The 13,181-nt window shown below is 40.9% G+C and carries 9 protein-coding genes; all 9 read right to left on the bottom strand.

Annotated features, from left to right (window positions below):
- Window positions 1–269: 269 nt before the first annotated feature.
- The 9 genes from H0486_RS02895 to H0486_RS02845 all read right to left on the bottom strand — a co-directional run bounded on the left by H0486_RS02895 (window position 270) and on the right by H0486_RS02845 (window position 12,998).
- On the bottom strand, window positions 270–605 hold the full coding sequence (locus tag H0486_RS02895) for a helix-turn-helix domain-containing protein (protein ID WP_228351572.1): 336 nt from the start codon (window positions 603–605) through the stop codon (window positions 270–272).
- Between the two features lie 12 nt (window positions 606–617).
- Complete coding sequence (locus tag H0486_RS02890) at window positions 618–1,952, bottom strand: DUF5688 family protein (RefSeq protein WP_228351571.1); 1,335 nt, start codon at window positions 1,950–1,952, stop codon at window positions 618–620.
- A 6-nt stretch (window positions 1,953–1,958) separates the two neighbouring features.
- Entirely contained in the window at window positions 1,959–2,498 is a 540-nt protein-coding gene (locus H0486_RS02885; protein WP_228351570.1) for a JAB domain-containing protein, read from the bottom strand.
- Window positions 2,470–2,643, bottom strand: a complete 174-nt coding sequence (locus H0486_RS02880; RefSeq protein ID WP_228351569.1) for a hypothetical protein — start codon at window positions 2,641–2,643, stop codon at window positions 2,470–2,472. Before H0486_RS02880 ends, H0486_RS02885 begins: the two co-directional genes overlap by 29 nt.
- Window positions 2,644–2,652: 9 nt before the next feature.
- Window positions 2,653–3,651, bottom strand: a complete 999-nt coding sequence (locus tag H0486_RS02875) for a DUF5688 family protein (protein ID WP_228351568.1) — start codon at window positions 3,649–3,651, stop codon at window positions 2,653–2,655.
- Between the two features lie 402 nt (window positions 3,652–4,053).
- Window positions 4,054–10,008: a beta strand repeat-containing protein gene (locus tag H0486_RS18280; protein WP_267023183.1), complete on the bottom strand. Its 5,955-nt coding sequence runs from the start codon at window positions 10,006–10,008 to the stop codon at window positions 4,054–4,056.
- A 73-nt stretch (window positions 10,009–10,081) separates the two neighbouring features.
- Complete coding sequence (locus H0486_RS02855; RefSeq protein WP_228351567.1) at window positions 10,082–11,002, bottom strand: lipase family protein; 921 nt, start codon at window positions 11,000–11,002, stop codon at window positions 10,082–10,084.
- The gene (locus tag H0486_RS02850) at window positions 10,995–11,666 is read right to left on the bottom strand and encodes a hypothetical protein (RefSeq protein ID WP_228351566.1); all 672 of its coding nucleotides are present in this window, start codon (window positions 11,664–11,666) and stop codon (window positions 10,995–10,997) included. Before H0486_RS02850 ends, H0486_RS02855 begins: the two co-directional genes overlap by 8 nt.
- A gap of 12 nt (window positions 11,667–11,678) precedes the next feature.
- The gene (locus H0486_RS02845; RefSeq protein ID WP_228351565.1) at window positions 11,679–12,998 is read right to left on the bottom strand and encodes a PI-PLC domain-containing protein; all 1,320 of its coding nucleotides are present in this window, start codon (window positions 12,996–12,998) and stop codon (window positions 11,679–11,681) included.
- Window positions 12,999–13,181 lie beyond the last annotated feature (183 nt).

Below are 13,181 nucleotides of genomic sequence, written 5' to 3'. Positions count from 1 at the left end.
TCCACCCGCTTTAGCTATTCATTGTTTCATATCTTCAAATTTGGGTTCTGTATTATTCAAATCGAAACCTCCTTCATAAACTAAATTATATGTACCATGATATTTGTAAATCCTAATGTGTAGTTCAATTCATTTATCACTTACAAAACACTTGGTCAATCCAATTTATCATTTACTATATTTTATCACTTTCGGCTTCAATTTTCTATGTTTATAGGCAACACGACATATATCTCATCGTGCCGCCTATAGTAAAATATATCATAACTTTATTTATAAAACCCTTGATCTTCAATGCCTTTTTCCAAAATACAGTTAATCAGTTCCTCAAGCTCCACATTGTTAATCTCACTGACAACAATCAACTTTGCAAGGGTATCCTTCGGAACAGATACCGCATAACTCTCCTCATCTGCACAAAGCTCATGGACACAGATGCCAAGTCCCTCTGCAATCTTGCACATAACACCAATCTCCGGCTCCTTAACTCCTGCCATAATGTCAAGGATTGTTCTCTCGGATACACCGGAAATTCTGGAAAGCTCCACAATCCCGATTTCTTCCTCTTTCATCACGTTTAATAGCTTATCTCCTGTTGTATACATATCCCACTCCTCCTATATTACGGCTTCCTTTTTCTTTTCTGGTGCAGAATGCTCTTTCCCGGCATTCATCTTAATAACGGCATCTTTTTTCTCCGCAAGTTTCTCTTTTACTGAAACACGCTCATGGCGGTTATCTCTTTTTTCCTCTTTCTGCTTGGCACGTTCCTCTGCCCGGTCACTGCGGAACAATTCATGTTCTTTGGCATCATACTCATACACATGATCCGAAAGACGTTCTCCCGGTGCCACCTGTGTCTGATTTACTTCCTGCACCATCTGCTCAAGTTCTTTAAACTCCATTCCCGCATCTTTCGGTATAATCAGCGTTTCATGGATTGAAGAAGGCAGCATATAAAAATCTCCTACCTTCTCAGCGATTTCCTGTCTGATATCATCGTTTAATATTGCAGCAGCACCATTTACTTTTGTATCATTTGTCAGCACAAACATGGTATCGGGAATATCCGGCATCATCTGCATTGCCATTTCTTTTGCTTCATCCATGCCAATATTTTGGTCTCTTGCAATATCAACTGCAATCATCTCCGCAACCGTCTCATTCATTCCTTTGAAACTATGTGGCTGCAAAGTATCCATATTTTGCAACGCCTGGTCATGCAGTTCTTCAAGTGTGATTCCATATCCATCCATCAAATTATCTGTAATGGTAATGGTCGCAGTTCCTTCTCCTGTTTTATCCATTAAAATCTGATACACAACTGCTAAATCTTCCAGCTTGGAATACGGTTTATCCTGAAGGAACTGCTGATTTGCTTCCTCGTTGATCAGCTTACATACAATTTTTTCCTTAATCTTGTCAAAATCGGTAACTGCCGATACATCTATATCATGATCTATATAATGTGACTGATAAACACTTGCAATCTGAGCTAACACATCATCCAATTCAGCACCATCCTGTATCTGCTCAAAATATGGATTCAGATAAATGGTAGGTGCAATATTGCTTTCTTCTGTTCTTACCATCAGACCGTCCAGAACACAGTCATTATTCTTTACTTGATATTTCAACTGTGGTTTCTTCTCCTCCGCTAACCTTCCTCGATAACCTGCAAAATCTAAAAGCCAGAACACCGCCGTTTTCACATCCATATCACAAAACACCCGTAAAAAATCAATTTGTGAACCACCATTGTTTCCCCTCTCATACTGCCTCGACCAACGGAACCAATGAGACTTATCATAGATTCGGATGGAATCCATCTCTTTCAGAGTATAATACTTTCCAACTCGCCTCACTGTGTACCCAAGATTAGAAGCAACCGCTGTCAAATCAACACTCTTGGCAATCATCAGTTCTTCTTCTGTAAATCTACCTTCCTCCAACCTTTATCACCTTACCTTCCTACTCTCCGCTACCATAGGTGATGAAATATCAAATGACTTGTAATCCTGTGCAAAAACTATTCTTGGATTTGTAATCACTCCCTTTTCCTTAAAGCTAAAGAACTCCTTATTGCTTCCTCCAACAATAACATGATCAATCAGTGAAATCCCAATCAGCTCACAAAGTCGATTCATTCTGTCTGTCATCATGGTGTCAGCCTTACTAGGCAAAAGATTTCCAGAGGGGTGGCAATGGACGAGCATCATACTGGCAGCATTGCTAAGAATACTTGCCTTAAATAATTCTCTGGGATGTGCCATAGCCTCATTCAAAGCACCCATACTTGCAAAATGAACATTGATAGGTGTAAGATCTGATTTTAAATTAATCACACTGACCACTTCACGATCTAACTCACACATGACATCTCCCATCACGGATACTACCTCATAAGGACTATTGAAAGGATGCTCCGAATATATTGGAGCATCCTTAACTAATCTTACCGATACCACATCAACCTTGAATTTGTTCTTCTTCGGCATCTGTATCAGCCTCCTCTCCAAGATGAATGCTTATCAGAAAGTCTTCTTCGCTATCATTAATAAGAGTAATCAATTCCTGCATGGATATACCACGCTTCATAATATTTTGCTTCGCAATACTCTGCTCATTAATATTCTGCTCCATCTTAACCTCCTAACGAGACTGCTCTTCCCTGTTGTAGATTAGTTTCTGTTCTGCAACGATACCATCTATTCTCTTGTTTGGCGTATCCGTAGCAAGTGAGAGCTTTCGTAAATCCTTATCATAGTGATATACCTGATTTGATAACCTCTCATCTAAGGAAACCTGATCCATATTAATTTCAGCTACCATCTGAGCAAGTTCATTCGGGTCTCCCATGGAAGCTGAAACAGCTATCACTTCATGAAGCGAGGAAGGCATAATATATAGATCAGTGCCTAAGTTTTCTGCTAATCCATGAAGTTTATCCTCATATAACATAGAAATCGCACCATTAATCCCCCGTTCATTACTAATTACCCACATAGTCTGTTCGGGAGGCATCTCACCAATCATCATATCAGCAACCTCTGCGGGCATTCCATCTTTCGTAAACATCTCGCGAATCACATCATTCATACTTTTTACACTTGGTGGAAACAATCTTCTTGTGTTATCCACCGCGAGTTTGAACATCTGCTCTTCTGACAAGCCTAATCTCTCTGCAAGTGAACTTCGAATTACCGTACTCTGAATTCCCTCCTCATCAGTTTTTACTATCCATCGATAGATTATGGATAAATCCTGAAAGGACCTATTGGGTGTATCCTGTAGCATTTCCTTGTTTTGCTCAGTGTTCACAAACTGAAATACGATATTATCCTTAGCACCATCTAAATCTATAGCAGGCACTACTTCTGGAGCTTCCTTCATTGCATGTTCCATTCTGCCGGCTGCTGTCTTTAATACCTCTCGAAGATCATCTGTCTTCTGATAGTGTGTATACATATCATTAATATAGATAGTTGGTGTCACTTTGATATCACCTTCTCCAACAAGGTTCATTCCATCCAATGTCAAATTGACCTTTTCAACCGGATGTATCTCTAACTTCATGTCTTTGTACTGAGATGGCATATAATCCATAAATTTCTCAGCTACTACTTCTTTAAAAATCTCATAATTCATCATTAAGTTTTCCTCCTAAAATAAAATGAGGAGATACAAAAAGCTTGTATCTCCCGGTGATTAGTTCATTATTAAATTGGAAGGTACCCACTATGGTGTTACCTTCTGTCGTCTGTATCTGGTCATTGATCCATCTCTCCTTTCAAAAATCGGTACAAAAAAACCCAGTGGTTAGCTGGCTAAAGTATTTGTGAAATGATTTATCTATATATGCGAAAGTATAATACATTGATTGTGGATTGAGTGAAACTAAAAAAAGCTGTTGCAAACTCAGGTACTGACTTACATGGAACGTTTGTACCTTTTTTTTGCAACAGCTTCTTTTATTTTTTAACTCTGTTATAGCTTTGTAATGGAATTAATACGCTACAAAGCTTTTGGTTCTGTCATAAAAGCAAACTCGAATCATGAAACTTTCACTTTTATCTTTGCTATGACCTTTCCAACCTTAACAATGATATAATCCGTTCCTTTGGTTCTTGCTTTCGCCTTGCCAGTTGTCTTATTAATCACTACAATGGATTTCTTGGAGGTATAAAACATGATATCCTCTGTCTTAACTCCGTATCCGATTGCCTTATAGGTGAAGGTACTTCCAGTTTTTAAGGTATTGGTGCTCTTGATCAGTTTAATATATGCTTTCTTGACTGTAATTGTTGTCTTAAACTTTCTCTGTACTCCATTGATTGTAACCTGTGTTGTTATGGTTGTTTTTCCTGCCTTCTTGGCCGTGATTTTTCCAGAAGCATTGACCGTTGCAATCTTAGGATTACTGGACTGGTAGGTAATCTTTAATATAGAGCTGTCTTGTTCCACTGCCTCTTTCAATAGTTGTGGCAATTCCAGCTTTAACGTCATACTCTTCTTTTCTGTTCCACCGACATACAGTGTCCCTTTTACTGCACTGATCGCTATCTGGTCCAGTGTCTTCTCTAACATAGGCTCTTCGCTGATTATGACAACATAATCCGAAGCATGAGAAAACGGAAGTTCTACAGTTCCTTTCTCTCCAATCTTTTCCACTGCTTGCAGTGTCAGTTGCTTTGTTACCGGATTATAGTAGAAAAGGTTACCATACTTTCCTGCATTTATCTTATTCAGATTGATTGTAAGTACTGATGTAAAGCCAAACGGACCATCATAAGCAAGACTGAGAGTATTGGAATCCTGTTCCCCCGCCATCTGGCTAATGATTCCTTCCGGAATAGCATCTGTATTAAGTGATACATCAAGATTAACATCCTTCAGACTGCCCTCTGTGATACTCTGGCCGTTAATACTCCATGTAATGCCTTCGCCCATATCAAAGACAAGGGTAGTTTCTGTTCCTCTGATGACATCAAGGACCTCTCCTGGTACTACCGAAGAACCATTCATTTCTATCGTTACCGTATCACCTTCCCTGCTCTGACCGATCTGCTCCTTAATAGCCTCCCAGCCTGCCTGGTTACTCGCATCTTTAATCGCCGGCATTGTGGTAACTGTTGATGTTGGGCTTCCACCGGAAGAAACTCCACCGCCGGAGGATCCGCCATCAGATGGCTTTTTAGGTTTAGCCATAACTGTATCGGAAACGGTGCTACCTTCCCCGTTAATCGTGCTGAGAATAAAGGTATACTCTGTTCCGTTTGTCAGATTTTCCACCTTGTAGCTAGTTGCATCTGCACCAATGGCAAAAGGAGAACCTGTAATTTCTGCTTCGCCCTGCTTTACGGTGAGGGAATATCCTGTAATGTCAGAACCGTTTGCATATGGCTTTGTCCAGTTTAACGCTATATATCTATTTCCCAAAGAAACAGAAACCACTGCTTTTTCCGGTGCCATTGCAGGAACGGTAAACACATTTGAGGTCAGTGTTCCTGTAAAGCCCTCGCTTGCTTCTTTTGCCGTAATTACAACTTTCAAGGTTTTTCCCAAATCTTCCTTTGCAATGGTGTAGCTTATGGCATTTGCTCCTATGATTGCCGCATTGTCACGATACCACTGAATTTCATAGTCACTGCCTGAGATTCCTGCATTAGTTGGCAGAGAAACCGTCATTACACTTCCTACTGTATTTTCACCAGTAATGGCAATGTTGCCTGTTAAGATTTCCTTTGCAATATCGAGCTTGTTTGAGGAAATCGTGCCTGTAGTGTTGCCTGTAAATGTCACCTCACAGAAAATCTTGCCTTTACTATCACTGGAAGTTAGTGTATAGGTAGCTTGGTCTGTACCAATGCTTTCGGTTGTACCGTCTGTGGTTTTCTTCCACTGATAACTTGCTGTGCCGCCCGCCGGGGTCACTGCGGAAAGATCTGCAGTCACCGTGTCACCGCTGTCCAATTTTTTGTTGCTGTTGGCATCTGTGCCGGAAACAGCTACACTGCCTGTGGCGGTTGCGGCGGTAATGGAAAATGTGGCTGTAAATACTGATGGAAGCTTATAATTTGATGCACTATTTCCGCTAAGAACCGCTGTTGCCGTATAGCCTGTGCCTACATTGGTCTGTGCTTCCATATCTGCTACACTGCTAATCACATCATCGCCTGCAACTTTATTGGTAATGGCTACCATAGGTTTTTGTGCAGAACCGTTATAAGTAAATTCGGTATCCCCCCAGGAAAGTACAGCTTCTCTTTGGATAACGTCTACATTACCACTCATCACCTCTACATTCGTAAAGCTGTTGTCTGTTGCGGTAAAGGTCAGATTATAGCTATAACTTCCACCCTTTGGAATATCCACTCCATTAAATGGAACACCGTCAATCATGAGAGTATACGTACCTGCGACTGGATTTCCACCCACGTTTGCAGAAAGCTTACTCGTATCAAGACTTACAATCTCACTCCATTTGTCTCCATAAATCGGGCTTGTCTTCAAGGTCAATGCCTTGTCTTTTCCTGCAAACTCAAGACCAACTACCGAGATGCTCAGCGTACCTGTTATGATGCCTTCGTAGTTGCCATTAGTAGTAAATCTAAACGTTACTTCTGCTGTTGCATCCTTTGAAAGCTTTGCAAGCTCAGACACAACATCAGCATAGTTAGTTTTGCCATTATAATCGTATTCATATGTCCCTGTTATATTTTCGTTGGTTATATCACTAATAAAGGTAGACTCAGAGAAGGTTCCCACACCAACAACCACATTTCGGGTGCTATTTTGAGGGATAGGTGTAACTGTTATTGGCGTCACGTCTATTGTCATATGAACATCATCTACCGCAAGGCTGTAATAACCTGCATCGGTTCCGCGAAAAGTTACACCGGTTGCAGTAAATACTTTGCCTTCGCCCACATTAGCATCAGGAAGAATTCCAGAAACTAAGACATTCACATCATCACTGCCGACCACACCTGTTAACCCGTTATTTTTATCAAAGCCCGGAATTGGTGAATTTGTTCCGTCATATATATACGATCCTCCGCTTCTTGTCGCAGTCAGGGGCTTTTGATTCAAGGTTACCATCACTGTACCGCTATAATCTGCCATATTGGCACTTTCCACATATTTTGCAGTGATGGTATTGCTGCCAATGGCAAGGGCTTTGTCTGTTGTGTCGTAGGTCATGGTATAAACACCATTGCTATCTCCATCCACAGAGTCAGAAATCTGGGTTTCTCCCACAAACAATGCCATCTGATTTGCCGTTGGCGCGGAAAAGCTACGAAAACTCTTTTTCACAGGTGATGAACCTGTTGCCTTTGGCTTTGCTGTTACGGTGATCGTATCGCCGTAGGTGTATGTCTTATCTGCCTTATCTACTGTGATACCACCGTCAAAGGTTGTAGCGGATTGAGTTACGGTAAATTCTTTGCTAATAGTCTTACTATCCTTGGTGAATGTAGCCGTATAAGTTCCAGTCTCTTTGACCTCAGCAGGGCTGATGGAAAGCACCCATCCCTCGACAGAATTGGTAGTTATCTGGAATTCGTGATTGAAAATCATACCCGTACCAACTTTTGTAGAATCAATTGAAATTGCACTTTTGGCAGTTTCCTCCAAATCAGTGCCATTATAAATAAGGTTGGTTGGCACAACAATCATATCACTGGTTGGGTCACCCATCGACTTGAATGTACCTTCACCGCTCAAGATACCGTCCGTGCCAGTCAGGCAACTCTCTGCACCGAGGGAAAGAGTACCGTTGTTTATCAGTGTTCCATTCACGGTCAGTATCTTTCCACTTGGAACCGTCAGAGTACTTCCGCTTGATATTGTCATTGTCTTCCCTGTGGCAATCGTCATATCCCCTGCAAGGGTATAGGGTCCATAAACAGTCGTGTTTCCATCATTTTCTATTATTCCGTTGAAGCTAGATGTATCTGCCGTCACACTGTTTGCAATCACATATACGGAATTGCCGCCAGAAGAAAGGGTACCCCCATTATCGCCTCCACGAAAACCATTCCCAATTCCAACGCCATATTCACTGTTCGTAGTGGTAGCGGTTACCGTTCCTCCGCTAATGGTAATCGTTCCTCCGGTATGATACCAACCATATGCACCTCCGCCAATCCCAGCTCCATAATTGCTCGTTGCTGTTACCTCTCCGTTACTTATGGTGATGGTTCCACCGTCTCCTTGATAACCGCCTCCAATTCCGGCTCCATTACTTCCAGTCGCTTTTACTGTTCCACCATTGATGCTAATACTTCCGCCGGCTCCATCTTCACCGCCTCCGATCCCGGCTCCATCGGTACTTTGGGTATTTATGGTTCCTCCATTGATAATAATGTTTCCTCCGGCTCCACCTTTTCCTCCGCCAACTCCAGCTCCATAACTACTCCTGACGTCCGTTAGGGTTCCCCCATTGATGGTGATACTTCCGCCAGCTCCACCTCTGCCTCCACCAATTCCGGCTCCACTCGTACCGCCACTGACATAAGTTAATGTTCCTCCATTGATGGTAATGGTACCGCCAGCTTCCCCATCATTGCCACCTATACCTGCCCCCGGTCCTCCTAATGCGGTAATGGAACCTGTACTCCCCTTGGCAATGACCAGTTCTGCTCCCTCCGGTACATGCAGCCCTGCCGGTGTACTATCATATCTGCTTTGCAAATAATTTGTCCCTTCCAGCACCAGATTCACCTTAGCTCCGCTAGCAATTGAAAATGGACTGTTTGAAATATCAGGATCCAGATATAATTCAACGTCTTTTAAAATAATGTTATGTGTACCGCCACTGACGCTAATAGTAAATCTACTTACACTTGAATACGTTTCCGCTCGAGTAATAATATATCCATTACTGTTGGCAGTTGTAACTTCTGTTCCAGACGCATCAAAGCCACTGACTGTTCCATCTCCGATGGTGATGTTTCCTTTATTTATATAAAGTGTAGTCATCATATCGGTATCCGGTGTATCTGTAGTCTCCGTAATGGCATATACCGAAAAATGCTCTGCCACTGCTTCTACTACACCCTTATTATCCACAATACTCTCAATTTTCTCTGCATTACTTAAGGTATCATTCATATGAAATACCTGAATATTATGATTTCCCTTAATCATTTCATTTTCTGTCATAGAAAGCTTTGCAAAGGAAACCTTTACTTCCCCCTTGCTGGTATCGGGTTGAAGCTCCTTGCCGTCTGCATCGGTGATGGTGATGTCAAAGGAAACCAGCTCGGTTACGGTTTTGCCTGTTTCCTTTGATTTCACTTCTTCACTGACAGCGTTTTGGATTTTCTCTTTATCCTCCGCATTGGTCACCTTTTCGGCATGAAGAACAGCTCCCTCCGGGAACATGTCCTTATCTGCTTTAACAGTAATTTCGATACCATCTATGGTCTGACTTTGGCTGAATGCCCACTTTCCACCGTCTTCCATCAGCACCTGAATCTGTGGCAGGCTCACTCCGTCCGCAAGGGTATAGCCCTCCGGCAGAATTGGCTCATAGATAAATACTGCGCCTGCGTTAGTGGAATCAAAAGCAGTAGAACCACTGTTCTCTACATTAATTTTCCAGGTGATACCGGTAATCGTCTGCTCTTGTGAGATAATTTGTTCCATATCCACCTGTTTAGAAGCTGCCTGGTCTGAGCCTAGACCAATTGCAGATCCTGTAGCAGTTTTCGGTGCTTCTACCATTGGATCTTGAATTGTCACATTCAAAGTATCAGGTAGCTTAATCTCTGATTCTTCTACCCCCACTGCAAGTTGCTGATTGGCAATATCCTCTGTCAACTTGGCAAAGGCTGTAATGGTTTTCGTTCCATTCAAGGTCTGTGCGTTAACATTTTGAAGGCCGCTATAATCTATTACAGAGACCATCATCAGCATTGACAATACCACTGCCAGTAGTCGTTTCATTTTCTTTTTGTTCATAGTTATTCCATTCCTCTCTACTTTTTTATTCTTTTCCATATAACCCTCCATGTTACCTTATAGTCCCAACATTCTTTATTGATTCACCTATTCACTATCTCATTTTGGAACTCTACTGCAAATAGTCGAAATCTGTATATTCTACTATGCTTTCTTTGTAATCCTTGTTATGAATCTCATTGTTCATTAAAGAAATGCTAAAATGGTTCCTCATCAGAAATTCTACTGCACACATAGAATTCAAGCTCTCACCGTCAGTATTCCCCTCATTATGAGGGTAACGTCCATTATATTCATCATGCCCTACATAGAAACCAATTCTTCTTCCTACAGGTACATAATCGCAAGTTATGATATCCATGAAATTCTCTAAGAAATTGTTGACAGGACCCATCCTATCAAGTAGCTGATGCTCCTGTGATGTAAAAGGCAGGTGGGGAACCACATCCAGAAAATCCTCATACCGCAAAGTTTCCATACCAAGTTCTTCATAATTGTATGCAAACGTGGAATTCCCAACTCTTGGTGCCTCAAAGGTAATTACACGAATATTATTACTGTAATTCTTATTACTGTAATGTGCTGCCAGTAAAAAAGCCACTGCACCACCCTTGCTATGACCAGTAAAACACAAGCCCTGTTGCGGATTGCTCCTTATCAATTCATCAACCTTCTTCTCCAAACCATTTTTTAAAAGAAGTGCTGTTGCACTTGCAAACCCCATATGCACTTTCCCCATACCTTCAAAATCTACCGGGTTCACATATCCGTCATTCATACTATCCATAAATCCATCTGTACCTTTGATTGCCACAACGATTTCATCCTTTGTGGTTCCGACAACTGCCTTGTGATAATCTAATGAAAACAGACCTGTGCTAAAACCATATAATTCTCCCTCCAGGCCTGCTCCTGTATAATCATCTGAATTTTTGTAATCCTCTGGCAGGGAACCTTCATCACTAACTAAAAAGGTAAGACTACAAAAGCAAGTAAACTGGTTTCTGGTTTTTTCTGTTGCATCTCTATTCATTGTATTCCTCCTCATAGTATCCAGTTAGTATAATTTCTGCTCCCGCCCCAATGATATCCATGTTGCTTATGTATCCCGCTACTACTAATGGCACTTTATTGTTAATCTCATAGGTAAGAACAATTTCTTCTGTTCCATTTAATACTTTTCTTTCATAAAGCGGTTTCTTCAATGCTCCGCCAGCAATCAATGTTACATAACACTGCGTTGCCCTGTCCTTCTTTCCCTGCAATCGGATGTCGCATTTTGTCCATTCTTTTGTCCCTTCCAGACAAAGGTTTTCAATTACACTTAAGCCCGCAGTATCATCTGACCATCTCACACTTTTACTCTGATAGGCTTCACCTTCATACCAAATCTCTGCAATAATGTTAGCTCCCGCTCCAAGCACGCCTGAATTTTTTAATGTACCTGTTATATTTACTGATTTTCTTCCATTTACCTGAAATTCTATGATTTCCGTTTCATTTTTATCCAGTTTACATGTCTTTTCCAACACTAGCTCATTTTCAATATATATCTCAAGATCTACCTTTTGATAATTCAACTTCCCGGTAACAGTTATCTTTCCATTTTTCCAATTCTTATCCGCGGCAAAAACCAACCCTTCAATGCGGCTCTTTCCTCCAGTTTCATCTTTCCAATAATGTACTTCTGATTTCACGTTTCTTCCTCCTTAATGAAATAATCCCCAATTAATCGCACAGCTTAACACCGCCGTTTGGCAGTTTTCTATCTTGTCTGTATAGATAATGTTAGGGTAATTATAACTTAAAACCTTAGGATACAGATTACAGTCCAGATTTTCATTTGCTTTCTCCGCTAGTTTTAATATGGAATCGCCACAATACGCAGCCTGATAGTCCTCCTGTGTTAGCGTCCATGAAAGCAAAAACAATTTTTGTTTACTATTAATCCGCATCTTTTCTAACTGATCACTCATCATTTCAGCTAATTTATTTGTTTTTGAATAACTATTATAAACATTATATTGTGAGTATGGGAAGAATCCTTTACCAGCAAATTTGCTAGGAATAGACGAAAGATCTTCCACTATTACAAGTACTTTTATTTCTGCATCCAGATAATCCTCCAAATGTTTCAATGAAAGGTCTCCCGAATGGTTTTTTTCGCACCGATAATTCAGTTTTTCCAAAACGCCAAGACATTTTTTCCATTCTTCATCAGAAAAGCTCCTATAAACTCCCTGACCAACATCTGTATTCAAACTATGGGAAATATTTAATATAATAAGTTCCCTGTGTGACCTTGTAAAAACATTTATTTGCTCTACGATTTCATCCAGCTTTTGACCGTTTCCTCCCACATCCACTTCAATCCCAACCTTACTTACGTGTCCATAATGTCCAGTATAAAATCCCCCTCCACTTATTGTAGGCCGTAGATCAAAATATCTTGCTCCAAGCTCAAGTTGTCCTGTAATATCACAGGTCTGCGTTACTGTATTATGTGCAGATGCCCCTAGCGTAGCATTCTGGCATACGCTCATACCGGAATCGTGAGAACCTGGCATACATATATCAAAGAGCCTCCTTTTTCCAATCAGATCTAATGTATCCTCCATCCAACCGGAAAAGTCATCCCCTGTTACCATGTATCCATCCTTATCTCCTACTACAACATAATTCATGATTCCATCATGCATCCACCCCAACACACAATCTTCTCGCTTCCTACTTTCCTTTTTTCGCTTTAATCCGGATGAATTAATGGAAATACAAAATTCGTTTCTATTGTTCGCATTGATTTTTAATTTGCTACCGCTACCATCCTCTATGGTATACTCAGCTATGCCCTGGTCATCACGGCTTTGATGAAAAATGCTTTCGTCCCATTCTATGTACAGCTTATAGTTTATCCCTTTCTCAATTACATCTGGAAAATTCCATGCATCCATTTGGTAGCTGTAATCATATGTTTTTTTCCAACAATACGGTGTACTGTTCGTAATAGATAAATATCCACCCTGCCCCATCTGTTTTCTCCCTTCGATTACCATAATAAGGTAAATCTTTTTCTTACAACAATTTAGCATTCATTACCATCAAAATCAACTCCGCAAAAGGGTAGTTTGGGGGTGCTTTTGATGGTTTTTTGTAATTTAGGAAAAAACTGGCTTAAGCCTTTGTTAAAATGATTATTTATCTATATATGCGAA

Origin of the sequence: Variimorphobacter saccharofermentans, from assembly GCF_014174405.1 — a bacterium.
In the GTDB taxonomy this organism is placed as follows: Bacteria; Bacillota; Clostridia; order Lachnospirales; family Lachnospiraceae; genus Mobilitalea; species Mobilitalea saccharofermentans.
This window is presented reverse-complemented; position numbering and strand designations above follow the sequence as displayed.